The organism is Paenibacillus sp. FSL H7-0716 (assembly GCF_038002705.1).
Lineage (GTDB): Bacteria > Bacillota > Bacilli > Paenibacillales > Paenibacillaceae > Paenibacillus_AQ > Paenibacillus_AQ odorifer.
The window spans coordinates 71,882-96,152 of record NZ_JBBODA010000011.1 but is presented as its reverse complement, the minus strand read 5'-3'; the positions used below and the strand labels follow the sequence as shown (position 1 = coordinate 96,152).

Below are 24,271 nucleotides of genomic sequence, written 5' to 3'. Positions count from 1 at the left end.
CAAATGCTATCTAACCTTGAAAGGGGTAATAAATGATGAAAACAATGCAACAAATCCGCGGGATTTCCGCAGTCTGCCTACTCGCAGTTCCACTGGCACTATCCGGTTGCGGCTTGTTCGGTTCGGAATCAGCATCGATTGATGCTCCGCCACCTGAGGTTGAAGCACAGATGCTACAGACAGAGGGAAATAACACTTTGGATTCAGGTGTATTTGGTCCAGTGGCTCAGGATGATGCACAAACTGCTGTTAAGGACAGCACCAAAACCGCTAAAGCAACGGATAAAGCACCGGCTTCCGGTGACCGGACGACCGTATATTTGGAAGATGGAAACGGCTTACTCGCTCCAGTGTCGCTAAATCTGCCAAAAAGCAAAGATTCCAGCACGCTTAAGAACTCTTTAATGGCATTAGTGAATAAGGGGGAATATGCGTCCTCATTGCCAGAAGGCTTCCAAGGTATTTTACCAGCAGGAACTGAAGTGCAAAATATTACGGTAGACAAGTCGAATCTGGCAGTTGTTGAGTTCAATTCGGAATTTAACAACTACGATGCTGCGGATGAACGCAAAATCCTTGAAGCGATCACTTGGACACTGACCGGTCAAGATGACATTAAAGGTGTACAGTTCTGGGTAGATGGTAAAAAGCTTACGGAAATGCCGCTTCAAGGCACTCCGCTGGATCGCCCGCTGTCCCGTACAATGGGCATTAACCTGCCAAAACAAGGTCCATCTTTAATGAACTCTAGTGCGGTTACTGTTTATTTTTCCACAACATCTCCTGACGGTATCCAATATTATGTTCCGGTTACGCGCTTTGTACCCGCAGGGCAAGAACAGCTGACTGCTGCTATCAATGAACTGATTGCGGGACCTGAATCCGGAGACGGTCTGGAAATGGTTATGACACAGGGCACATCACTTGATTCGGTTGAAGCCGGACAAAACGGTGTTGTTACTGTATCCTTGACTGACGATATGTTCGCAGATGGGAAGGAAGTTCCTGCCGAATTGCTGGAATCGGTTGTTCTGACTGTTGCGCAAAATACGGAAGATGCTCTGGTTCAAATTCGTTTGAACGGCAAACAATCGATTACTGACACTGACAATGTAGACTATAGCAAACCTGTATCTGCACCTGAATTTTTGAACGAGCTCCCGTTATAGAATGACCTTCTAAGGTTTAAAAGATGCTTTTGTGCCTCCTCTTTGGTAGAATAAAAGTTGCTCAAAAAGACGTAACGTCCCGAACGGTGAACTGCCGCAATGAACAACAGGGAAACGGGACTCACACTAAACTATTAGCTATACGATGTAGGAGGCAGAAAAGATGAGATCAAACGGGCGAACTGACGACCAATTACGGCCGCTGACAATAACGACCCAAACGAATAAATATGCTGAGGGCTCCGTAATCATTGAAATGGGAGACACCAAAGTCATTTGTACGGCTACTGTAGAGGAAAAAGTGCCTCCGTTTCTTAAAGGACAAGGAAAAGGCTGGGTAACTGCCGAATATTCGATGCTTCCTCGGGCCACTCAGTCCCGTAATCAACGTGAAGCTGCACGCGGTAAACTTACTGGACGTACAATGGAAATCCAACGGCTGATCGGCCGTGCGCTTCGCTCCGTGGTGAATTTACAAGCGTTAGGTGAACGCAGTATTACGCTGGATTGTGATGTGATTCAGGCGGATGGGGGAACTCGGACGGCTTCGATAACAGGCGCTTTTGTTGCCATGGCATTTGCTATTAATAAAATTGCACTACAGCACAAGCTGGCTGTTTTTCCTATAACAGACTTTTTGGGAGCAATTAGTGTAGGTGTTGTAGGGGATAAAACATTGCTCGATCTGAATTATGAAGAGGATTCCAAAGCCAAAGTGGATATGAATGTAGTCATGACCGGCGGCGGTGCTTTTGTTGAGGTACAAGGGACTGGCGAAGAAAGACCATTCTCGCGACAAGAGCTGGATCTTTTGTTGGGTCTAGGTGAGAAAGGGATTTATGAACTGATTGCCGCACAAAAAGAAGCGCTCGGAGCGATTGCTCTGAAAATCCCTTCCGGCCAGCCGGGCCAAGAGGTGTAACATGAATTCCACGGGCAATATTCTCATTGTCGCTACGAAGAATAAGGGGAAGGTGCGTGAATTCGAGCACGCTTTTGCCCCGCTGGGCCTGACAGTTAAGAGTATGTATGACTATCCGCATCTGCCCGATGTGGTAGAAGACGGAGCTACTTTTGCAGAGAATGCATTTAAAAAATCCAAAGCCGTAGGTGACGCACTTGGAATTCCGGTACTCGCTGATGATTCGGGTCTTTGTGTAGATGCTTTGGATGGCAGACCTGGTGTGTACTCTGCACGCTTTGCAGGTGAAGATGCTACGGATGGGGAAAATAACCTAAAGCTGCTTAGCGAGCTAGAGAGATTGAAACAGGGGGAAGACACAGATCAGCCTTTGCTGAGCACGGCTAGGTTCGTCTGTACTTTATCGCTGTACGATCCAGTTTCCAAGCAGGAGCTAACCGCAGAAGGTGCGGTCGAAGGTTGGATTACTTCAGAACCATCAGGTGCTGGCGGTTTCGGTTACGACCCGCTATTTTATCTGTCGGAACATGAAAAAACTATGGCCGAGCTTACGCTGGAAGAGAAGCAGCAGATTAGCCATCGAGGAACTGCACTGCGACTGCTGACGGCGAAGCTGGAGAAGAAACTGGCAGCTGATGGCGGCCTGTCGCAGGAATAGAGTTTTATATAAAAGTGGGGGTGTCCAAAAGCCGCGAAATGGCTGCTGGGCACCCCCGTTTTTTATTCCGTTCCCTTAAACAAAGCATCAAACTTCGTTCGATTCTAGCACATTTACCCGTATGAAGCGGCTACCCGGACACAGCTGACCTTAAACGCAGCTATATCCGATAATTGAGATTCTAATGGACCCCAAAGTCGCTATGGGCACGAAAAACACCCCAAAAGAAGCATTTCATAAGGAATAGCAGCACTGGAGTCCGAAACACAGCTCCAAAGGCTTGAAATTTGTAAATAACGTCAACTGGGTCCGTAACGTAAGCCTCAGAGGCAGAAAATTACTCTGCACTGCTAATAGGAAGTCCTCTTTGTAATGGGACAATCTCCTTGTTGGAATCAAGGAGAGCACCGGATTATATCAGCTTCCAAAGAGCAGGTGTGGAAGCTGGCTCCCACCCCAGAAGTGAAGTGTGAGGCTGCAAGCAGGTATACGTTTTTCCACTGTAGGCAACGACATCACCTACTTTATAAGCAACTCCTGTTACCCAGCTAGAACTTCCCGAAGTAGGTGTAGCAGTCGGTAATGGAGTTTGCGTGGGTGTTACGGTTGCGGTGGGCGTTGGTGCCACCGTAGGCGCTGGAGTAACTGTTGCAGTAGGTGTCAAAGTCGGTGTTACTGTTGGAGCTACAGTTGCCGTTGGTGTAGACGTTGCTGTTCCACACACGCTGATGTATTTCCAAACACCGTCCGGTCCGCTAAAATCGGGACGGTCTCCCTGTGTCCACCACTTGGCTTCATAGAGTGAGCCGCTGTAGGAAACGCGTTGTCCGCCAGTATATGCGGTTGCCGCATTCCAGGTAGCTGCCGAACATTGTCCCGGCGTAGGAGTAGGTGTTGGCGCTACAGTTGGCGTTGGCGTCACGGTTGCCGTCGGAGTCGGTGTAGTCGTTGGTGTAGACGTTGGTGTTGGTATAGTCGTCGGAGTCGGTGTCGGTGATGCAGACGGTGTTGGCGTTTGCGTAATGCCTCCGTACAGTTTATCGTATTCCTGTTGGGACGAGTTTCCGTTCAGGGTGATTCGCTGTGGACCGCCTGAAAAATTCAGCTTCATCATACCCGGAATTTCAAGTGAAGCTCCATTCGCAATAGTTTGAGTAGCTGTACCTGTAATACGGTAGCGGTTGAAATCCCAGGCCGTGGAGATTTGCTCAACGCTACCTGCTCCCCATGCCGAGGTTAGGGTTGTAGTTGTTGGCAGGTCGAACTCCAGCTTCCAGCCACCGGGAATATCGGTACCGGTATTATTCGTTATTTTTAATGAATAGGTATAGTTCGGATGATCATAGGCGCCGCTGAAGCTGAGGTTGAAGTTTTTAGGTTCAGGCAACTGCGGCTTAGGAGCTCCGCCTGGCGGCGAGGCTGTCTTCAGCTGATCATAGGCAAAATCGGTCAGAGAATTGCCATACGTATAAGTGCCATCGCTTTGCTCAGAGTAATCGCCCGTTAGTTCCCAGAACATCATACCTCCCAAGCCTTTTTGCTTGATGTAATCCAGCTTGTAGCCAAGAGATTCCTTATCTTCATACGTAAGAAAAACCTTCTTGTCTGCGTTGAATAAATACGGTGTTTTGGTAACAGGATCGAAGTAGCGCTTATTTGCTGGATCTTTGAGCAGATTTAGTACATGCCAGATCGGATTTGCACCAGCAGGCTGCTCTGGTGCGGGATCATTCCAGATGCCGTATTGGCCATCTGCTCCCCCACCGGTTGTCGGAGCTGTGCCGTAAAGGCCGGTATTGTTGATGCCTCCATTTACATTTTTCCAGCCTCGTGAATAATAAGGAACTCCGATCACGATTTTTTCCGGAGGAAGCGTACCGAGATAGTATCGGACCGCCCAGTCGGTATTCAGAACCGGAGTGCCCAGCGCAGCAGTTTCAGTATCGCGGGAATCCGGGTACAATGCGGAATGCGGTCCTACATATCCATTCCACGCACCATGGAAATCATAGGTCATAAGGTTCGCCCAGTCTAAATACTGATTGGCTTCCCCAAGCTTCATGCCCCCAAGAATCCAGGAAGAGGCGGTGGCCGCAATAGTCAGGTCATATTTCTGATTGTCTTGTGAACCTGCCAGATCGAGCTTTTCGCGGAGTTTTTTCATAAGAAGAACGTAGTTGTTGTAATTAACTGTACGCAGCGGTTCTGCCACGGCAAAATCGTTAGGATTACCGGACTGCCCAGTGCCAGAAGGGTACTCCCAATCGATGTCTACTCCGTTGAACTGATAGGTACGCAGAAAATCCACAACACTATTGGCAAAAGCTTCTCGCCCGGCTTCCGAATTCGCCATGTTGAAGAACCCTCCGGAACCCGACCAGCCGCCAACAGAAATTAGGGTGCGGACATCAGGATAGAGCTGTTTGTACTTGACCAGCTGGTTAAAATGTCCCTTAAAAGGCAAGGTGGTCAGCTGACCGGGATAGTCTTTTTCGATTGCAGCTGTACGGTCCATGAGATCAATCTTGTTCGTTTGAGGATTTACCTTGGCGAAGGCGTAGTTAATATGGGTAATTTTATCCCACGGAATCTTGTCTACGGTGTAAAATCCTTTGTTCTCCTGATCGCCCCACTCTGGGAAGTAAGCCACGATTTTGCGAGGATGATCAGCTGCTGGAGCGGGAGCGGAAGGTGTTGTTTCCGCGGCATGGGCCACTTGTAAGGATGCACCTGTCCCGGTGTAAAGTGGAACTAGAACGATTAGACTCATTAGCGCAGCAAGGTAACTTATGGATATTTTGCGCTTAGCACGTGCTTTTGCAATCATATTTAATATACCTCCAAAGGGGGATAATGTTATTTCGGGAACGAGGCTTCCTGCAAGTCTTTAATTGAGCTTCCATAGCGCAGGTGTGGTGGCTGGCTCCCAGCCTTGAAGTGAAGTGTGGGGTTGCAAGCAGGTATATGTTTTTCCGTTGTAAGCGACGACATCACCTGTTTTGTACGCAACGCCTGTTCCCCAGCTAGACCCTTCCGAAGTAGGTGTAGCGGTAGGCAAAGGAGTTTGTGTAGGTGCAATGGTTGCAGTTGGCGTTGGCACGACAGTAGGCGTAGGTGCAACGGTTGCGGTAGGCGTTGGTGCTACCGTAGGTGTTAAAGTTGGGGCCACAGTTGAAGTTGGTGTTGGTGTCGCTGTTCCGCATACGCTGATGAATTTCCAGACCCCATCAGTTCCGCTAAGATCAGGACGATCTCCTTGCGTCCACCACTTGGCTTCATAAACTGCGCCATTGTAGGAGACGCGCTGTCCGCCAGTATATACGGTTGTTGCACCCCAGCTCGCTGCCGAACATTCTCCCGGTGTAGGCGTTGGTGTTGGCGTCACGGTTGCAGTTGGTGTTGGTGTTGCAGTTGCAGTTGGAGTTGCAGTAGGTGTAGGTGATGTGGATGGTGTCGGTGTCGGCTGCACCACTCCGCCACCAAGATCGGCGTTTAGTTTATTGGTTAGTGTTTTGTTCCGGTCACCACTTGTTTCCCAGAACATAGCACCTGCAAGACCCTTGGACTTCAGGTAGCTGATCTTGTGGCCAAAGGATTCTACATCGTCATAGCTGATAAAGGTTTGATTTGTTGGATTATAGAGATAAGGCACTTTGGATGTATCATTCCAATAGCGGATATAACCGTTTTTGTTGATATAGTTGGCTTCGAGATCATAGAAATCATAGCTGCCTTTTTCCCATGTACCCGTTGGTGAGATGCCAGCGGATACCTGATATTGGCCGTTTCCTGAAGCCGGAGCTCCGCCCCAACCACGACCGTAAAAAGCCATGCCAAGTACAAGCTTGTTCGCAGGTACACCATTCGCAAGATAGGAGGTTACCGCTTTATCGATGTTAAAATTTTGCGGTTCGGTTAAGCCCGAAGCGGAAGCTGCGGGATCATAGTACAACGGAGCATTATGTCCGGTGGTGGTGTTCCAGCTCCCATTAAAGTCATAGGTCATAATATTGATCCAGTCGACAACGGAAGCAATGCCGGCCAGGTTATTGTTGTTGATATACGTTGGGCCTGCCCCGGAAGCAATGGTCAGCAGATAGGTTTTTCCATCCGCCGCGCCGGCTGTATTCAGCTTTTCGCGAACCTTTTGCAGCAGCAGTACATAGTTTTCTTTATCTTCAGGACGGTAGCTATTGCCTGCAAGTCCGCCGCTGACTGGATATTCCCAGTCGAGATCCACGCCGTCCATCTTGTATTTTCGAATAAAATCAACCGCGGAATTGGCAAAAACCTCACGGGTCGCAGCTGTCGCAGCTACATCCGAGAAACGGTTCGACCAGGTCCAGCCCCCAACGGAGATTAGGGTCTTCAGGTTCGGGTTCTTTTCCTTCAGCTTCCATAGCTGCTTCAGGTTACCTTTGATGGGATCATCCCATTTGTCATCCCCGAAGCTTTTTCCAGTGTCAATCCAAGGGTCACCAAGAACAATCGTACCGTTCGGAACGCTGATGGCTTGGCCTTGCTCATTCTGGCAAGACCAGGTCACCGGATTAGGGCCGGTGGGGTCTGGATTGCCATGGATGCCATTCCAACAAATATCCGCAAAAGCGTAGTTAATGACATTCATTTTGGTAGGATCGATATCAGTTACATTGTAAGCACGCCCGTAAGCGGCCCATGAAGCGTAATAACCAACCAGTTTGTAATCCTGTGCGGCGTTTGCTGTTTTGGGACTTCCGCCCAGGGTGGAAAAGAGTGTCAGAACAAGCGCGGCGATCATCGCAATTGCAAAGGTTTTGCGTGAAGCTTTTTTCGTGAAGATCATTGAATTTCTACCTCCTAGATTCAAAGTGTAGTTCGAAATTCTTTTCGGCAAGATGTCCTGACCTTCACCTCCCGTCGGTTGTAGTACACCATCACCCATGGCGTCCCTACTATTCTATTGAAGTTCAATTCATAGATTCAGCAGCAAAAAAGCAGCGGTCCAAATCAAGCCTTACCCAATCAGTAAGCGCTTTCTTTTGTGCTTTTTGTGTGCTGCTGTTTCATGGATTTTAAATGATGTAACATGCTGTGTATGGTTTGAATGAATAGAGGAGGATGTTTGGAAGTTGGATAATTAGGATGAATTAGATATAAATGGGTGATGGTAACTCTTATTCTCAAGCATAGCTTGCAATTGCGCTAGGGATAAAATCAGGTGATCTAGGGGGAGAATTTTCTAATTTATAGTGACTCGTCAAAAAGTGAACCCTTTTGGATTTGTATACTCGCCTTTTATCAAGAAACTCATGAAGAAACACATAACCACCGATGTAATGAATATAAATCATATACATGCCTGAAATATTTATTTGTGGAACTATGCAACGCATCGAGGTTTCTTTTCGTTATAGTAGTATCATACGGAAGGTGGTGGGCTCACCGATGGTTGTGTGGGTGTTTTGGCTGATCGCAGCCGGTGTCCTGTTTGTTGTAGAGATGATGACGCTTACTTTTTATTTATTGTGGCTTAGTATTGGTGCTTTGGCCGCAGGTTTGGTGTCGCTGATTGTTCCCGAAGCCATTTTGTTTCAGGTGGTCCTTGGATCACTGGTCGCACTTGGTCTGACTATATTCTCGAAACCACTGGTTTCTAGATTTCGCCATTCACGTGGGTTCAAGGATACAGGTACAGAAATCATCGGTAGGCAAGGAGTAGTTGTTGAGCCGATAGAGCAGGGACGTTACGGGCAAGTGAAGGTAGGCGGAGATACGTGGAGCGCGAGCTCTGATCAGTCTCTGGGCAAGGATGAGGTTGTAAGAGTAGTGAAAAGAGGCACGACGATTATCGAAGTAGAACGATGGGGGGAAATGAACTAATGCAATGGGCAATTATCGCAATTATTATTGTAGTGGTCGTAGTTTTTGTGGCATTAACAGTCAAAATCGTACCACAGCAACGGGTAGGTGTAGTAGAAAGGCTCGGTAAATTTAATCGTCTGCTGACACCGGGGTTGAACATTCTGATTCCTGTAATTGATCAGGTGCGCACGTACCATGATTTACGGATTCAACAAGCGAATGTACCTCCGCAAACGGTAATTACAAAGGATAACGTGCAGGTGCAGATTGATACGATTATTTTCTACCAAGTGGTTGGACCAGAGGAAGCTACTTATGGTATTTCTGATTATGTGTATGGGGTAAGAAACATTTCCACGGCAACAATGCGGCAAATCATCGGTAAGCTGGAATTGGATGAGACCTTGTCTGGACGGGAAAAGATTTCGACGGATATCCGTCTTGCTCTCGATGAAGCTACTGAGAAGTGGGGCGTGCGGATCGAGCGTGTGGAAGTTATCGATATCAAACCGCCGTTGGATATTCAGGAAGCGATGGATAAGCAGATGAAAGCAGAGCGGAGCAAACGTGCCATTGTTTTGGAGGCGGAAGCTGCCAAGCAGGATATGATCCTACGCGCTGAAGGGGATAAACAGAGTAAGATTCTAAAAGCAGAAGGCGATAAAGAAGCGCGTATCCGTCAAGCAGAGGGTTCACGCCAGGCGCAGGAGCTAGAAGCACACGGTGAGGCTAAAGCGATTCAAGCCGTGGCAGAAGCAGAAAAATCACGCATTGAGCTGATTCGTTCGGCAGGTCTGGATGAGCATGTACTGGCTTATCGTTCCTTCGAGGCTCTGGCTGAGATTGCCAAAGGTCCTGCTAATAAAGTGTTCTTGCCAACTAGCGCTGTTGAAACACTGGGAAGTCTTGGAGCGATTGCGGAAGTCTTCAAAGCGAGCAAGGACAGTAAATAGATTTTACAATTCGGGCTTATTCCGTTAAAGTAAAAAGCAAAAACAACCTTATGCATATGAAGCTATTGTTGTTCATGCTAACTTTGAAGGAGAGAAGCTACTGTGACGCAAAAAGAAATTTCACCGCTAGTTGAACTGCTTGGATTACAGCCTCACGTTGAGGGTGGTTGGTACAAAAGACTTTGGAATTCGGAATTTGAAATTTCGCAGGAAGTGTTAGGCGATAGCTATTCTGGATCACGTCATTCGGCATCTTCAATTTATTTTCTGCTTCACGAAGGCGAACAATCTGATTGGCATACTGTATTGTCCGATGAAGTTTGGTTGTGGCATTCCGGTAGTCCAATTGTGCTTAGTCTCGGAGGTAATGGAGATAAGCCTGAGGATGTGCAGGAAGTTATCCTGGGTCTCGATATTGCTGCAGGCCAGCAGCCACAAGTGGTTGTTCCAGCGGGAGTATGGCAGGCCGCGCGTTCATTAGGCAAAGAGCCGACGCTGGTATCCTGTATTGTTTCTCCTGAATTCCATTTTGATGATTTCAAACTAATTGAGAAATAAAGAAGAGCGGGGGCGCTTACGCCTCCGTTTTTTTATAAGGATTTGGGGAATGATGAAGCCATCTGCTATACTTTTTAGGGTAGCGTTTGCTTCTTAAGTGGGTAAATAGGTTAAGTATGTTTAACGAAATAACAATAAGCTTGGAGGGTTAAGCGATGAGTGAATTGAATGCACCGTTCTCGGGTGGTCCTACTTTAAATGACGGGGTGACCATGCCGTGGCTGGGTCTTGGCGTGTATAAGACTAAAGATGGCGAAGAGGTTATTCATGCGGTCAAAACCGCAGTGGAATTAGGATATCGCAGTATTGATACGGCAGCCGGATACAATAACGAAGAAGGCGTAGGACAAGCTATTCGTGATTGTGGAGTGGCCCGTGTTGAGCTGTTTATTACGACTAAAGTACGAAATCCTGATCAAGGTTATGAGTCTACGCTAAAAGCGTTCGAGGATAGCCGGCGCAAGCTGGGACTGGACTATCTGGATCTGTATCTCATACACTGGCCGGTGGCAGGAAAATATCGTGAGACATGGAAGGCCTTAATTCATCTGCAAAAAGAGGGCCTCATCAAATCTATCGGCGTGAGCAATTTTCAGGTTCATCATCTGAAAGATATCATCGAAGATACCGGAGTGGTGCCTGTGGTTAATCAGGTGGAATTCCATCCGCTATTGACTCAGCGTGAGCTGCTGAAATATGCCAATGAACAGAGCATTCAGCTTGAAGCATGGAGTCCACTAATGCAAGGGAATCTTGACCTACCGCTCTTAAAAGAGTTGGCTGAGAAGTATGGTAAGACCCCTGCTCAAATTGTACTTCGCTGGGATTTGCAGCAAGGTGTCATTACGATACCTAAATCCGTACATGCGGATCGAATCAAGGAGAATGCGGGATTCTTTGACTTTACGCTTAGTGATGAGGATGTCAAAGCTATCGAGGGCTTGAACAAAGACCATCGATTTGGCCCGGACCCGGACAACTTTAACTTTTAAAGATCATTTAGATAAGATTGTAGAGTAATTATTGCAAATACAAGCCAAACAGCAAGCCACCGGATATGGGGACTTGCTGTTTGGCTTGTCGATTACCTCAGTTCTCTACGCGCTTATTGGATGGAGACGTTATATTTACGCAGCCAGAGATCCACTTGGGCGAGGTAAGCAAACAGCTGAGGACCGGACATGAGCTGGCCGAACCAAGGCAGATTGGTTGAGGATTCCGGGGAAGCGGCGATCTCACGGATTTTGGCAGCATCAATTAACGGAAGTAGGGGGGAAGTGGAGTCATCCAGAATGTTTAATACCTGAGTTCGTACCGCATTTAAATAGGCAGGGTTATGAGTTTTGGGGTAAGGGCTTTTTTTGCGGTAGAGCACATCGTCTGGAAGAATGCCTTCAAGAGATTTACGTAAAATCCCTTTTTCACGGCCCCCCAGATTCTTGATTTCCCACGGAATATTAAATACATATTGAACGAGTCGGTGATCACAATATGGAACACGTACCTCTAGCCCCGCGCCCATGCTCATTCGGTCTTTACGGTCTAGCAGAGTAGGCATGAAGCGGGTGATATTCAGATAGGACATGACGCGCATTTGTGCTTGTTTTCCCGTTTCTCCATCCAACTTCGGAACTTCAGCCACCGCATCGCTATATCTGTCACCCAAATATTCCAGTGGACGAATCCACTCGTTAATTTCTGGGGAAAGTAGACTTGCACGCATTTTCGGAGCAACTGACCAAGGAAAAGTGCCTGAGGAGAGCATTTCCTCACGGTGGAACCAAGGGTATCCGCCAAAAATCTCATCCGCAGCTTCACCGGAAATAGCTACTGTCGCGTTCTTTTTAATCTCCCGGCAAAATAAGTACAACGAAGAGTCCACATCGGTCATCCCTGGTAAATCCCTAGTGTACAAAGCATTATCCAGCGCTTCTACAAGCTCCGGGGTATCGAACGAGATGTAGTGGTGGTTTGTATTCAATTCATCGACCATTCGTTTAATCCACGGCCCATCTGCTCCCGGCTGGAAAGTATGACTTTTGAAATGTTTGTCGTTATCTACATAGTCTACGGAATAAGTATCCACTTGTCCCTGACCATTCCGGTTGTAGTAATCCACTGCAAGTGCCGTCAGCGCACTGGAATCCAGCCCTCCCGACAAAAGAGAGCAAACAGGGACGTCTGAGACCAGTTGGCGTTCGAGTGTATCTTGGAGCAGTTCACGCACCTTAGCGGCTGTCTCTGCTTCATTGTCAGTATGCTTTGTGCTCTCCAGTTTCCAATAGGCATAACTGCGCAGACCTTCACGGCTATAGATCATAGCATGACCTGGACGAAGCTCTTGCATATCCTTATAAACACCATGACCCGGTGTACGCGCTGGACCGATGATGAATATTTCTGCTAGACCTTCAGGACCCACGACTGGTTGAACCTTAGGATGCTGCAGTAACGCTTTAGGCTCTGAGCCAAAAACCAGGACATCATCAACCTTGCTGTAGAACAGAGGTTTCACACCTAAACGGTCACGTGCAAAAAAGACTTGGTCCCGAAGACCGTCCCATACTGCAAAAGCAAAGATTCCATTGAGTTTTTCTGCGCAATCCGGCCCCCATTCGATATAGGAATGCAGCAGCACTTCTGTATCGCACTGGGTGCGGAATTGATGCCCTCGCTGCTTAAGTTCCTGTTTGAGTTCGAGGGCGTTATATAATTCGCCGTTGTAAACAATCGCGTATACCTGTTCCTCATGGCGGGTGATCATGGGCTGGGCACCGTTCTCCGGATCGATAACGCTAAGTCTGCGGTGACCGAAAGCACAGGGGCCTGAGATCCAGGTTCCGGCTGCATCGGGGCCGCGGTTTGCTAAAGTTTCAGTCATTTTGACCAGCAGCTGCGAGTGCTGAGTGAGATCTCCGCGCCACTGGATAAATCCGGTTATTCCGCACATGATGGTTCATCCTCTCTTTTGTGCGATTGTTGTCCTTACTTTTTTGCCAAGTAATACAGATATATGCCGAAGGAAGGCATAAAATGTATGTCCTTATCCGAACACTAGGGGAGAGGGGAATTTGCCAGGAGGGAAGGATGACAGGTGTATTATATTAAAGACGCCAAAATTCGCAGAATGATGGAGTACGATGGTGCGCCTTGTGCAGAAGTGGGTGTTTTGCCGGGTGCTGTTAGTGATCCTGCGCTTTTGGTGTATATCGTTGAGGATCGGCGTGAAGAAGGATATGAGATTGTCCGTATTCTGACTAATGATGCTGATACCTCTACCGATTGGTTTGATAACAATATGCATGACGCTTTTCAAGATGTGACCTCGAGTGCATTTACGGGCAGTAACTTCATGTCGCCAGAAGATGAGCATTCCAAGTTTCAACGAGAATTACTCACTTTTGGGGATTTAAAAAAGCAGCTGGAGAAGCGTTTTCGAAAGCTGGAGTAAATATCGAAGGTTGTAAAATGCACACTGGAATCGCTGAAAAGGACGGCAGAAATGCCGTTTTTTTCATTTCCTGTGGTTACGCTGATGTGTGAAAAAGCTGCACCGGAAACACTATTATTATTTTTCTAAGTTGTTTTGACTTGAAAAATCCGCTGAATAAGGTATAATAAATATCGTTGCGTCAATACATAATATTTATTTCTTATATGTCCCGGTAGCTCAGCTGGATAGAGCATGCGCCTTCTAAGCGCACGGTCAGGGGTTCGAATCCCTTCCGGGACGTCAATTAACAGCCTTCCTTCGGGAAGGCTGTTTTTGCGTGCGCGAGTTTTAGTTCGAGTCACACACGGGGTACCTTTGTCTTCCTTCTTGATCTAAACCTCGAAATTCGAGTCATCGTTGAACATTAAACTTCGAACGACTAGATTATATTTGCACATACGTAGCAGCTATCGGACCCAGATGACCTTAAATGCTGAAAAGTGCGGAAATTTTGATGTTATCGGACTCCATCGTCGCTATTGATGCCAAACGTGCCCCAAATGAGCCACTTTCTCAGGAATAGCTGCGCTGGAGTCCGAAACGTTGCTCGTAAGGCGATAAATGAGCAAATAACGTCACCTGAGTCCGCGAGCCTCCTCAGTCTCAGAAAGTAATGGTTACTTGGTGTAATGAGTTACTTATTTTGTACATACGCAGCAGCTATCGGACCCAGATGACCTTAAATGCTGAAAAGTGCGGAAATTTCGATGTTATCGGACTCCATCGTCGCTATTGATGCCAAACGTGCTCCAAATGAGCCACTTTCTCAGGAATAGCTGCGCTGGAGTCCGAAACGTTGCTCGTAAGGCGATAAATGAGCAAATAACGTCACCTGAGTCCGCGAGCCTCCTCAGCAACAGAAAGTGCTGGTTACTTGGTGTGATGAGCTACTTGTAGGCGGTGGAGAATTACGGTTTGCGCATCTATTGGTGTGAACTTTTGGGCGTGTTTAGCTACTGATCATCGTTGAACATTAAACTTCGAGCCTCTAGACCACATTTTCACCTACGCAGCAGCTATCGGATCCAGAGGACCTTAAATGCTGAAAATTGCGGGATTTTCGATGTTATCGGACTCCATCGTCGCTGTTGATGCCAAACGTGCCCCAAATGAGCCACTTTCTCAGGAATAGCTGCACTGGAGTCCGAAACGTTGCTCAAAAGGCGATAAATGAGCAAATAGCGTCACCTGAGTCCGCAAGCATCCTCAGCAACAGAAAGTGCTGGTTACTTGGTGTGATGAGCTACTTGTAGGCGGTGGAGAATTACGGTTTGCGCATCTATTGGTGTGAACTTTTGGACGTGTTTAGTTACTTATCACCGTTGAACATCAAACTTCGAACCTCTAGACCACATTTGTACATTACGTAGCAACTATCGGACCCAGATGACCTTAAAAGCTGAAGAGTGCCACATTTGCGATGTTATCGGACTCCATCGTCGCTATTGATGCCAAACGTGCCCCAAAAGAGTCGCTTTCTCAGGAATAGCTGCACTGGAGTCCGAAACGTTGCTCAAAAGGCGATAAATGAGCAAATAACGTCACCTGAGTCCGCAAGCCTCCTCAGCCTCAGACAGTGCTGGTTACTTGGCGGTGTTAAGTACTAATCGCGGAAGAATGTTAATTACCCATTATGCGCACGCTAACCTCAAGCCATAAAAAAGACCGCTCCTAAAGAAGCGGCCAGATTTCCTCCCAGACGGTGTCCAGGATTCCCTGCATGTTATCTTCCATGCTGTTTATTGCAATGACTGCTTGAGCATCCGGCACCACAAGACAGAATTGTCCATGAGCGCCATCGGCACGGTAAGCGTCGTGGGAGCAGAGCCAGAATTGGCAGCCGTATCCTTCTCCCCAGTCGCCGTTTCCATCATTGTCGATCTGTTTTTGTGTAACAAAATCGATCCATGCTGCGGGGATCAGTTGCTGGCCCTGCCACTTACCTTGCTGTAAAAGCAGCTGTCCAAACCGGCTTAACTCTTCCGTGTTAATCTGAAGTCCGGCACAGCCAAGGGTTACCCCTTGAGGTGTTGTTTCCCAATCGACATTGTTTATGCCCAGAGGTGCAAACAAACGAGGTACCAGATAATCCTTTACGGTTTGCCCGACGCAGGCTTGCACCATTGCAGAGATCATAATGGTATCTCCGCTGCTGTATGTAAATTTCTCTCCGGGAGCTCTGTCTAAAGTCAGAGACAAATAATGCTGCACCCAATTTTTATCCTTCAAGGCTAATCTCTCTTCAGCCCAAAATGGAGGGGAGTCGTGCCCTGTACTCATTCGCAGCAAATCGAACAAAGTTATATCTCCGGGCTGCATGGAAGGAGGTGTTTGTTTAAGAGGAGAGGCATACTCCGGAAAAACATCTCTAAGCGTTGTTTCCAGTGCCAGCTTCCCTTCATCAACGGCAAGACCTACTGCCATACAAGTAAAAGACTTGCTGACGGAATGCTGCAAGCGCCGAATATCCTCCGTGAGATCCAGTTTTCCCACAAGGTTACCGTTTTGAAGCACACGAACATTGAAGATATTCAGGTTTCGTTCACGAGCCTTAGCTGCGAATGGAGCCATGTTCAACATAAAAAGAGTCCTTCTTTCTCTTGATATTCCTAGCTAGGATAGCGAAGTGACAAAAAGAAAAACTAGAAAAATGAGTGGAAACGTTTTCTGCTATTGCGATGAAAATCGCTAAATTGATGGTATTCCATTCTTATTTCAAAGTCAATAAAGCGAGAAAAACTATTGTTTGATATATAAAAACCATTTATTTCTAATTTATTGATTGGGTAACTATATATTTATTGTAATTTTAACCAAATAAAAAGTAATGAATCACAATTTTTTTTGTGTTTTTAGTTGACTTATAAAAATTACCTGTTCATAATGGACGAAGTAAGCGAAAAAAAAACGCGCTAAGGACTCAAAATGATGTCGTGGGAAACGTTTCCCATCATTTCATGCGTTTCCACAACCTGATTTTCATCGGGTGAAGGGGGGACTCATCATAGGAGTGGAGCAAGGTAAATATGAATATCAAAGATATTGCAAGGCTATCAGGCGTGGGTATCGCCACAGTCTCCAGAGTAATCAATAATAGCGGTGTTGTAAGCGATACAACTAGAGCTAAAGTAATGGCGGTTGTTAGAGAGCATAACTATATTCCAAACGGTAATGCGAGCAACTTGAAAAAAACGCGATCCAATACCATAGCGCTAATGGTAAAAGGGATCTCAAACCCGTTTTTTGCCGACATGATCAAGGAAGTTGAACGCCAGGTGAACCTGCGGGGATGTCCGCTTATGATCCAGCATGTAGAAGATGGAGTAGATGAGATCGATATCGCTCTACAGCTTGTAAAAGAAAAAAATCTATATGGCGTAATTTTTATGGGCGGAACGTATGATCACTCCGAAGATAAATTCAAACAATTAAAAGTTCCATTTGTTCTGACTACCATCACGACTACAAAAGAAGTCGATCCTGCTGTTTTTTCAAGCGTGATCATTGATGATCTTCAGGAATCTTATAAGGCTGTCAGCTATTTAATCTCATTAGGACATCGCAATATCTGTTTTTTGGCCAGATTTCCTCTGGTGCAAAATACTACAGGCAATCGGCGGCTTATGGGATATATCAAAGCGCTTGAGGAGCATGGAATTGCGTACGACCCTTCTATGGTAGAGGATTGTGAATATAGTCCGAGCTCAGGCTTTACAGCTACCAAACGTCTGCTCAATAAGAAAAAAGATATCACCGCTGTTTTTGCTGCATCAGATACGATTGCCATTGGGGCGGCTAAGGCGTTATTGTCCTTGGGTTTATCAATTCCAAATGATGTTTCGATTATCGGATTCGACGGGATTGAAATGGCAGAATATTATCATCCATCTCTGGATACGATCAGCCAACCCGGAGTGGATATGGCGAAGGCCAGTGTTGAAATTTTGTTTGACCTGATCACAGGTGATTCGCAAAACAAACATATGGTATTCGAATCCGTACTGGTTAAGCGGGGATCTTGCAAGAAAATAAACAAATGAATAAGAACGAAAAGGAGATAACTCATGGCATTATTAACAGTTGAGACAGGCTCTCCTACCTTGAGAATGACAACGACCATCAGTATTATCTCCCCCGTCGATTCAGGCAACATGTCTGGAGGAACGCTCTACCTGCTGCATGGTGCTGGTGATAACGCCAGTACTTGGCACAGGATGACTACTATTGAGCAGTATGCAAGTCAATATGGTTGCACAGTCATAATGCCCCAAGTAAACAGGAGCTATTATACAGACATGGAGTACGGACTGGATTACTTCCACTATGTGACCCATGAGCTTCCCGAGCTTTGTGGCCGAATGATGAGGTTGGATGATAATCCGCAGAAGACGTATATCGCTGGTTTATCGATGGGCGGGTATGGCGCTCTGAAATGTGGACTTACCTATCCCGAGCGTTACAGCAAAGTGGTTTCGTTATCAGGAGTTACCGATCTCCAGAAACGATTAAACGATCCGCAAATGTCCAAGGACATGGCGAGGGAGATGGCGGGTACTTTTGGAAAACGCTTACAAATTAAGCCGGATCAGGATCTGTTCGCTTTAGCCGCTAAATTGGTCGACGATCGACGTAACCTGCCTTCGATTCTGACTTGCTGTGGTTCGGAAGATCCGTTTGTGGAGATGAATCGGGAATTCGCAGCTTACCTGGAGACGACCCCTTATGAATTTCAGTATGTTGAGACCCCTGGAACTCATGAATGGCGATTCTGGGAGGAACATCTGAAGACAACCTTTGATTTCTTGTACAACTAAAAGACATAAGCAGAGTGAGGAGATGCAAATTGAAATCCGAAGTTGCAATACCGGCTAAAAAAATGAACGACAGCAGATTCCAACTGTTCCTAAGAGAAGTCTGGAAGAACAGAATGGTCTATACTCTGGTGCTTCCTGGACTAGTGTGGCTTTTCCTATTCGCTTATCTGCCGATGGGTGGCCTATCTCTGGCTTTTAAAGATTTTAAAGCGAATTTAGGAATTTGGGGCAGCCCATGGAGCGGATTCGAGAATTTCACCTATGTGTTCCGTGACCCGGCTTTTATTGATGCCGTATGGAGAACGTTAACCATTAACATCGGCAAGCTGATTATTCAGTTCCCTTTTCCAATCATATTGGCCTTGCTGCTGAATGAACTGCGCATGAATCGTTACAAAAAAGCTTTACAGACGGTGTTCACATTTCCGAACTTTCTGTCATGGATCGTAGTATCCGGGGTTGTTATCAATGTGCTTTCCTATGATGGACTGGTCAACAGCCTCATTCAAATGTTTGGCGGGACAGGCATTAACTTCCTGGGTTCTGAAAAAATGTTCGTTCCAATGTTGTATCTTACGGATATCTGGAAATCAGCAGGTTGGGGAGCCATTATTTTTATGGCCGCTATTTCTGGTATTGATACAGACCAATATGAATCCGCACAGATTGATGGTGCTACACGCTTGCAGCAAATGTTCCGCATTACTCTGCCTAACATTCTTCCGACGATTACGATTATGTTTATCCTTTCCGTCGGTGGCCTGATGTCATCTGGATTTGACCAAATCTTTAACTTGAGCAACGCTGCAACGAAAAACGTCTCGGAAGTACTAGATGTGTATATCTACCGAATCACGTTCCAGTCCTCAACAGACTTTTCATTCTCCACTGCAGTCAGTTTGTTCCGTTCACTTGTTAATATGATTCTGCTGATTCTGGCAGATAGAGCTGCCAAACTTATGGGCGGAGACGGTTTATTCCGGTAAGAAAGGAGTGCAAATGTATGAGTAAAAAAAAGCTGACCATTATGCAAGACCATAAAAAAATGACCGCTATGGATTATGTGATTTTCATAATTCTGAGTGTGGGCGCTTTGGCCATTCTTATTCCATTCTGGAATGTCATTATGATTTCTTTTTCTACGCAAAAAGAATACGCTGATAACCCTATGATGTTATTTCCGAAGAACCCAACACTGGAATCCTATCGGGCACTCTTTGCTGATGGGCGGATCGGGACAGGGTATTGGAATACCTTTAAGATCTTAATCTTAGGACTCCCGCTTAGCTTGTTCTTAACGACAAGTATGGCTTACGGCCTTAGCCGCAATAAATTCCCGGGTAAAAAGCTGATTTTTATGCTTGTCCTCTTCACAATGATTTTTAATGGCGGGATTGTACCTTTGTACCTGGTGATGAAGGATCTGCATCTGACAGGCAACCTTTGGTCAGTTATTCTGGCTGGAAGCTTCAGTGCGTTTAACCTGATTCTGATGTCGAACTATTTTAGCAGTCTGCCTGAGTCCCTGATGGAATCTGCGCGACTTGATGGTGCTGGGGAATGGAGAATCCTGTTCTCTGTAGTCCTGCCATTATCTGCTCCAATCGTAGCTACCATCACATTGTTCTACGGAGTAGCCTTCTGGAATGGATGGTATGACGCCATGATCTTCCTGCGGAAAGCGGATCAGATGCCACTGCAGAACGTGTTGCGATCTATCATTATGGAAGCCCAAGTGAATGCATCGAATGCCACAAGTGTTGACGCAGTGGGTAAACAATCATTCTCCATGGGTATGAAAATGGCGGCAGTATTCGTTACCATGGTTCCTATTATGTGTTTCTTCCCAATGCTCCAAAAGCACTTTGCCAAAGGGGTACTTACAGGGGCTATCAAGACCTAGTGGTTTATGATTTATCCATATAAAAGAGGGTCAGTCACACAATTTAAGGAGGACAAAATGAATATTTTAAAAAGAAAATCTGTAAAGTCAATCCTTGCCGGTGTTTTATGTCTTACTCCAATCATGTTGGCAGCATGCTCAAGCTCAGACAACAATGCTAATAGCGGAAATTCAGGCAATCCAACAGATGGATATAAAGATGAGTTGAAGATTTCGTTAGCCAGTACCATTAAGACAACAGAATCTGATTTTGATAACGTGTATCATAAATATTTTACGGATAAGTTCAATATTAAATGGGATTACAACTATATTGAATGGGATTCATGGGCTGAGAAGCTGCGCCTGTGGATTAACTCTGGTGATCTTCCTGACGTAGCAAGCTGGAACTATGTTCACGGTGATGCGCTTAATTACATTGATCAAGGGCTGCTGTACAAGCTGCCAGATGACTGGAAAGAACGCTGGCCGAATGTGGCAGCCGCTTATAAGCTGACAGGACTTGGTGATGAATTGGAGAAAGCGGTAGGTGGCACTTATGTTCTGCCAAGACCGGTATACTTTGAGAACAAGCCGGCAGATCCGCTCATTAACCAAATCGGAGTAATTGCTCTGCGTTCTGACTGGGCTAAAGCCGTTGGTTTTGAATTGAAGGATGCTTACACTACTACAGAACTGATGGAATTTGCTAGATTGCTTAAAGAGAAGGACCCTGGCAAGGTAGGAGATAAACTCATTCCTATTTCTTATGACATCAACGATGCTTTGACTAATATTGTAATGGCTAATAGCGTGCACTCCAGAGTAGAGTCAGCATTCTATAAAGATGCAGATGGCAAATACCAATGGGGTCCAGCTAACGATGAAACATTAGCGGCACTGAAAGAACTTCAAACTACTTATAAAGAAGGATTACTGCACCCTGAGTTTTATACTTGGAAAAATGGCGAATCTGGCCAAAAGTTCACAGTTAACGGTGTTTCCGGTATTACGAGTCTAGGTGGTTTGGCTTCTTACAGAAAAGACATGGATGTTAAAATGAAAGATAACCTAGGTGTAAATAGTGATGACCTAGTGCACACAGCTATTGTACTTGGCGATGACGGTAAATATCGTAACCTTGATCAAGTTAACTTCTGGTCTGCTGTAATCTTCTCGCCAGATATTAGCAAAGAGAAATTTGAACGGATTATGGACTTCATGGAATATACAACAAGTAAAGAAGGTCAATTGACCGTTAACTTGGGCTTTGAAGGAACAGATTGGAAAAAAGGCGAAAATGGCGAATTAATCAGCCTGCTCCCTGAAGGAACAACATTGGATAAGAAATATCCGAACCGTTTTGAAGGACTGTATGTCTTGGCGGATGACTTTAGTGTCGTGAACCCTGCGATCAAAAAAGAATATCGCGATCGTTCTGTAGAACTGTTCAAGGAAAAAGCTGAGCTTGCGTTAAAAGACAAAGCAACGGCTGAATATGACTGGGATTACCAGTTGTATGATTCCAAGGCTAAAAATCAGGCTTCCTTTGACTATGCTACAGAATACACTAACCTGATTTTGAAACCAGGCGATCTAGAGACGAACTGGAAAGAATGGGTTAAGAGCAAACAATCCCTCGTTCAGCCGGTTCTAGATGAACTAAACAATCTAAAAAAATAGCTTTCGCCCTATGCATGTAGGAATGAACCTACAGGACCCGCGTGCAATTCTTGCACACGGGTTTTTCCATTCATAGGCATCGGCAGAATTGAACAATGGAGGATTTGAAATGAATGAGCAGCAACTGACTACCTTGTTGAACCAGATGACGCTTGAAGAAAAGATTGCACAATTGCAGCAGCTAGCCGCTAATTTCTATGAAGGGGCAGAGGATGGAGGACAAATCACTGGCCCTATGGCATCCATGGGAATTACGGACCACATGATCGAGAGCAGCGGCTCTGTACTTGGTCTATCAGGTGCAGCGCAAGTCATTGCGGTTCAGGAAGCCCATTTACGCAAAAATAGATTGGGTATTCCCTTGCTGATGATGGCGGATATTGTGCATGGCTTCAAGACGATTTTTCCGGTCCCGCTGGCAATTGGCTGCTCTTGGGATATGGATCGCGCAGAGCTGAGCGCCGAGATTGCGGCTAAAGAAGCGGCAGTCTCCGGTGTGCACGTTACTTATGCGCCAATGGCGGATCTTGTACGGGACCCGCGTTGGGGAAGAGTAATGGAATCTACAGGAGAAGATCCATATTTGAATGGTAGGTTTGCCCGTGCGTTTGTGCGCGGATTTCAAGGAAGCGACTTGACTGGTGATGTGGATCGTCTGGCGGCTTGTATCAAGCACTTTGCTGCCTATGGTCTATCCGAAGGCGGTCGTGATTATAATACGGTGGATTTATCGGAACGGCAGCTGCGTGAATATTATCTGCCGGCCTATCGTGCAGCACTGGATGAAGGTGCAGAAATGGTTATGACTTCATTTAATACCATTGATGGGATTCCGATAAGCGGCAACGTTAAGCTGCTTCGCCAGCTGCTTCGTGAGGAATGGGGATTTGATGGCGTATTGATTTCGGATTGGGGTGCAGTGAAGGAACTGATCCCACATGGTGTCGCCGAGGATGAGGCTGAGGCAGCACTTAAAGCCATCAAAGCTGGTGTAGACATCGAGATGATGACGGCTTGTTACGTTCATCAGCTTCCGGCGCTTGTTGCAGATGGACAAGTAGATGAAAAGATTATTGATGAAGCTGTGCTTCGTATTTTGAAATTGAAGCAAAGATTGGGCTTGTTCGAGCATCCGTTCCGCGGAGCTGACGTCGAGAAAGAGCGTGAGGTAATTTTCTGTGAAGATCATCGAAATGCGGCGCGTGAGTTGGCGGTTAAATCCTGCGTACTGCTCAAGAATGATCAGGTTCTGCCGCTTGCTGCAGAGCAACGGATTGCGCTAATTGGACCGTTTGCTACTAGCGGAGATATTCTTGGACCGTGGTCGTGGTTGGGTTCAACGGAAGAGGCAAGCCGTCTTGCACCGGCACTTCAAGCTCGGGCAGGTGCGGGTAAGATTACTGTTGCAGAAGGTTCTGGAGTCGATAGCTTTACAGAGGAACAGTGGCTGGAGGCGGAAGCGGCTGCTAAGCAAGCTGATGTGATTGTACTGGCGCTTGGTGAACATTCAGAGATGAGTGGAGAAGCGGGCAGCCGTTCAGATATCCGTTTGCCGGAAGCGCAGCTTGAGCTTTTACAACGTCTGAAACAGCTGAATAAGCCTATCGTGGTGGTGTTGTTTAATGGACGTCCACTAGACTTGGCCGGCGTGTACGAGCATGCAGATGCTATTCTGGAAGCCTGGTTCCCTGGCAGTGAAGGCGGAGCGGCAATTGCCAGTCTACTTTATGGAGATGAGAATCCTTCAGGAAGATTAACGATGTCTTTCCCGGTATCCGTTGGGCAGATTCCAGTCTATTACAATCATTTCAACACTGGACGCCCCTTACATGCTCCGGGTGCCGACAAACGTTATGTCTCGCAATATCTGGATATTCCTAATGAGCCGCTTTTGCCATTTGGTTTTGGACTGAGCTATACGACATTTAGCTATAGTGAACCAATTCTGTCCGGTGAAATCATGACTGAAAATCAGCCTATTGAAATAAAAGTTACGGTGACCAATACTGGAGAAGTAGATGGGGAAGAGGTAGTGCAGCTGTATATCCGAGACATTTCCGGAGAGGTCGTCAGACCGATGAAGGAACTGAAGGATTTTGCCAAGATCAACCTCTCACCAGGGGAAAGTCGTGAAGTGACCTTTACCCTTACCGAACAGCAGCTTCGTTACTATCATAGCGATCTAAGCTTTAGCAGCGATCCGGGACGATTTAAATTATTCGTCGGTTCGAACAGCAATGAGGTTAAAGAACGGGATTTTTGCTTAACATTAGCATAAGTAGAATATATACGGCA

The 24,271-nt window shown here is 46.3% G+C and carries 18 protein-coding genes and 1 tRNA gene; 15 read left to right on the top strand and 4 right to left on the bottom strand.

Annotated features, from left to right (window positions below; all coding sequences use genetic code 11):
- Nucleotides 1–35 precede the first annotated feature (35 nt).
- The 3 genes from MHH60_RS16200 (at nucleotide 36) to MHH60_RS16190 (ending at nucleotide 2,749) form a co-directional block, all read left to right on the top strand.
- Nucleotides 36–1,169: a GerMN domain-containing protein gene (locus MHH60_RS16200; RefSeq protein ID WP_172628859.1), complete on the top strand. Its 1,134-nt coding sequence runs from the start codon at nucleotides 36–38 to the stop codon at nucleotides 1,167–1,169.
- 163 nt (nucleotides 1,170–1,332) lie between these two features.
- Nucleotides 1,333–2,091 carry a ribonuclease PH gene (gene rph, locus MHH60_RS16195; protein ID WP_036686952.1) on the top strand — a complete coding sequence of 253 codons (759 nt, stop codon included), beginning with the start codon at nucleotides 1,333–1,335 and terminating at the stop codon, nucleotides 2,089–2,091.
- Between the two features lies 1 nt (nucleotide 2,092).
- Nucleotides 2,093–2,749: an XTP/dITP diphosphatase gene (locus MHH60_RS16190; RefSeq protein ID WP_076138160.1), complete on the top strand. Its 657-nt coding sequence runs from the start codon at nucleotides 2,093–2,095 to the stop codon at nucleotides 2,747–2,749.
- Nucleotides 2,750–3,161: 412 nt separating this feature from the next.
- Here MHH60_RS16190 and MHH60_RS16185 read toward each other — a convergent pair whose 3' ends face one another.
- Together MHH60_RS16185 and MHH60_RS16180 are read right to left on the bottom strand one after the other, a co-directional pair.
- On the bottom strand, nucleotides 3,162–5,576 hold the full coding sequence (locus tag MHH60_RS16185; protein WP_076138162.1) for a glycosyl hydrolase family 18 protein: 2,415 nt from the start codon (nucleotides 5,574–5,576) through the stop codon (nucleotides 3,162–3,164).
- Nucleotides 5,577–5,636: 60 nt separating this feature from the next.
- Nucleotides 5,637–7,574, bottom strand: a complete 1,938-nt coding sequence (locus MHH60_RS16180; protein ID WP_076138163.1) for a glycosyl hydrolase family 18 protein — start codon at nucleotides 7,572–7,574, stop codon at nucleotides 5,637–5,639.
- A gap of 602 nt (nucleotides 7,575–8,176) precedes the next feature.
- Between MHH60_RS16180 and MHH60_RS16175 the strand changes: the two genes are divergently transcribed.
- The 4 genes from MHH60_RS16175 to MHH60_RS16160 all read left to right on the top strand — a co-directional run bounded on the left by MHH60_RS16175 (nucleotide 8,177) and on the right by MHH60_RS16160 (nucleotide 11,096).
- On the top strand, nucleotides 8,177–8,611 hold the full coding sequence (locus MHH60_RS16175; RefSeq protein ID WP_076138165.1) for an NfeD family protein: 435 nt from the start codon (nucleotides 8,177–8,179) through the stop codon (nucleotides 8,609–8,611).
- Nucleotides 8,611–9,546, top strand: a complete 936-nt coding sequence (locus MHH60_RS16170; RefSeq protein WP_076129203.1) for an SPFH domain-containing protein — start codon at nucleotides 8,611–8,613, stop codon at nucleotides 9,544–9,546. The genes MHH60_RS16175 and MHH60_RS16170 overlap by 1 nt, the downstream gene beginning before the upstream one ends.
- Nucleotides 9,547–9,648: 102 nt before the next feature.
- Nucleotides 9,649–10,104 carry a cupin domain-containing protein gene (locus MHH60_RS16165; protein WP_036686965.1) on the top strand — a complete coding sequence of 152 codons (456 nt, stop codon included), beginning with the start codon at nucleotides 9,649–9,651 and terminating at the stop codon, nucleotides 10,102–10,104.
- 155 nt (nucleotides 10,105–10,259) lie between these two features.
- A complete protein-coding gene (locus tag MHH60_RS16160; RefSeq protein WP_076138167.1) occupies nucleotides 10,260–11,096 on the top strand; it encodes an aldo/keto reductase in 837 nt (278 codons plus the stop codon).
- Nucleotides 11,097–11,209: 113 nt separating this feature from the next.
- On the opposite strand, the gene asnB is transcribed toward MHH60_RS16160, so the two are convergent.
- Nucleotides 11,210–13,054 carry an asparagine synthase (glutamine-hydrolyzing) gene (gene asnB, locus MHH60_RS16155; RefSeq protein ID WP_076138169.1) on the bottom strand — a complete coding sequence of 615 codons (1,845 nt, stop codon included), beginning with the start codon at nucleotides 13,052–13,054 and terminating at the stop codon, nucleotides 11,210–11,212.
- Nucleotides 13,055–13,198: 144 nt separating this feature from the next.
- On the opposite strand from asnB, the gene MHH60_RS16150 reads away from it, so the two are divergent.
- Together MHH60_RS16150 and MHH60_RS16145 are read left to right on the top strand one after the other, a co-directional pair.
- Nucleotides 13,199–13,555 (top strand): hypothetical protein, encoded by a 357-nt coding sequence (locus tag MHH60_RS16150; RefSeq protein WP_036686975.1) that lies wholly within the window; start codon nucleotides 13,199–13,201, stop codon nucleotides 13,553–13,555.
- A gap of 208 nt (nucleotides 13,556–13,763) precedes the next feature.
- Nucleotides 13,764–13,837, top strand: a tRNA-Arg gene (locus MHH60_RS16145).
- Nucleotides 13,838–15,268: 1,431 nt separating this feature from the next.
- Here the strand turns inward: MHH60_RS16145 and MHH60_RS16140 are convergent.
- Nucleotides 15,269–16,177 carry a serine hydrolase domain-containing protein gene (locus MHH60_RS16140; RefSeq protein WP_076139001.1) on the bottom strand — a complete coding sequence of 303 codons (909 nt, stop codon included), beginning with the start codon at nucleotides 16,175–16,177 and terminating at the stop codon, nucleotides 15,269–15,271.
- A 446-nt stretch (nucleotides 16,178–16,623) separates the two neighbouring features.
- Between MHH60_RS16140 and MHH60_RS16135 the strand changes: the two genes are divergently transcribed.
- The 6 genes from MHH60_RS16135 (at nucleotide 16,624) to bglX (ending at nucleotide 24,254) form a co-directional block, all read left to right on the top strand.
- Nucleotides 16,624–17,637: a LacI family DNA-binding transcriptional regulator gene (locus tag MHH60_RS16135; RefSeq protein ID WP_076139002.1), complete on the top strand. Its 1,014-nt coding sequence runs from the start codon at nucleotides 16,624–16,626 to the stop codon at nucleotides 17,635–17,637.
- A 24-nt stretch (nucleotides 17,638–17,661) separates the two neighbouring features.
- Complete coding sequence (locus MHH60_RS16130) at nucleotides 17,662–18,411, top strand: alpha/beta hydrolase (RefSeq protein WP_076139003.1); 750 nt, start codon at nucleotides 17,662–17,664, stop codon at nucleotides 18,409–18,411.
- A gap of 62 nt (nucleotides 18,412–18,473) precedes the next feature.
- Nucleotides 18,474–19,397, top strand: a complete 924-nt coding sequence (locus MHH60_RS16125; RefSeq protein ID WP_036687012.1) for an ABC transporter permease — start codon at nucleotides 18,474–18,476, stop codon at nucleotides 19,395–19,397.
- Nucleotides 19,398–19,414: 17 nt separating this feature from the next.
- The gene (locus tag MHH60_RS16120; RefSeq protein WP_076139004.1) at nucleotides 19,415–20,314 is read left to right on the top strand and encodes a carbohydrate ABC transporter permease; all 900 of its coding nucleotides are present in this window, start codon (nucleotides 19,415–19,417) and stop codon (nucleotides 20,312–20,314) included.
- A 57-nt stretch (nucleotides 20,315–20,371) separates the two neighbouring features.
- Nucleotides 20,372–21,976 carry an extracellular solute-binding protein gene (locus MHH60_RS16115; RefSeq protein ID WP_076101011.1) on the top strand — a complete coding sequence of 535 codons (1,605 nt, stop codon included), beginning with the start codon at nucleotides 20,372–20,374 and terminating at the stop codon, nucleotides 21,974–21,976.
- 109 nt (nucleotides 21,977–22,085) lie between these two features.
- Nucleotides 22,086–24,254, top strand: a complete 2,169-nt coding sequence (bglX, locus tag MHH60_RS16110) for a beta-glucosidase BglX (protein WP_076139005.1) — start codon at nucleotides 22,086–22,088, stop codon at nucleotides 24,252–24,254.
- Nucleotides 24,255–24,271 lie beyond the last annotated feature (17 nt).

What these genes read in the sequence shown, in the direction of transcription:
- MHH60_RS16200 (WP_172628859.1), top strand. Translation starts at nt 36, where the DNA reads ATGAAAACAATGCAACAAATCCGCGGGATTTCCGCAGTCTGCCTACTC.
- rph (WP_036686952.1), top strand. Translation starts at nt 1,333, where the DNA reads ATGAGATCAAACGGGCGAACTGACGACCAATTACGGCCGCTGACAATA.
- MHH60_RS16190 (WP_076138160.1), top strand. Translation starts at nt 2,093, where the DNA reads ATGAATTCCACGGGCAATATTCTCATTGTCGCTACGAAGAATAAGGGG.
- MHH60_RS16185 (WP_076138162.1), bottom strand. Translation starts at nt 5,576, where the DNA reads ATGATTGCAAAAGCACGTGCTAAGCGCAAAATATCCATAAGTTACCTT.
- MHH60_RS16180 (WP_076138163.1), bottom strand. Translation starts at nt 7,574, where the DNA reads ATGATCTTCACGAAAAAAGCTTCACGCAAAACCTTTGCAATTGCGATG.
- MHH60_RS16175 (WP_076138165.1), top strand. Translation starts at nt 8,177, where the DNA reads ATGGTTGTGTGGGTGTTTTGGCTGATCGCAGCCGGTGTCCTGTTTGTT.
- MHH60_RS16170 (WP_076129203.1), top strand. Translation starts at nt 8,611, where the DNA reads ATGCAATGGGCAATTATCGCAATTATTATTGTAGTGGTCGTAGTTTTT.
- MHH60_RS16160 (WP_076138167.1), top strand. Translation starts at nt 10,260, where the DNA reads ATGAGTGAATTGAATGCACCGTTCTCGGGTGGTCCTACTTTAAATGAC.
- asnB (WP_076138169.1), bottom strand. Translation starts at nt 13,054, where the DNA reads ATGTGCGGAATAACCGGATTTATCCAGTGGCGCGGAGATCTCACTCAG.
- MHH60_RS16140 (WP_076139001.1), bottom strand. Translation starts at nt 16,177, where the DNA reads ATGTTGAACATGGCTCCATTCGCAGCTAAGGCTCGTGAACGAAACCTG.
- MHH60_RS16135 (WP_076139002.1), top strand. Translation starts at nt 16,624, where the DNA reads ATGAATATCAAAGATATTGCAAGGCTATCAGGCGTGGGTATCGCCACA.
- MHH60_RS16130 (WP_076139003.1), top strand. Translation starts at nt 17,662, where the DNA reads ATGGCATTATTAACAGTTGAGACAGGCTCTCCTACCTTGAGAATGACA.
- MHH60_RS16125 (WP_036687012.1), top strand. Translation starts at nt 18,474, where the DNA reads ATGAACGACAGCAGATTCCAACTGTTCCTAAGAGAAGTCTGGAAGAAC.
- MHH60_RS16120 (WP_076139004.1), top strand. Translation starts at nt 19,415, where the DNA reads ATGAGTAAAAAAAAGCTGACCATTATGCAAGACCATAAAAAAATGACC.
- MHH60_RS16115 (WP_076101011.1), top strand. Translation starts at nt 20,372, where the DNA reads ATGAATATTTTAAAAAGAAAATCTGTAAAGTCAATCCTTGCCGGTGTT.
- bglX (WP_076139005.1), top strand. Translation starts at nt 22,086, where the DNA reads ATGAATGAGCAGCAACTGACTACCTTGTTGAACCAGATGACGCTTGAA.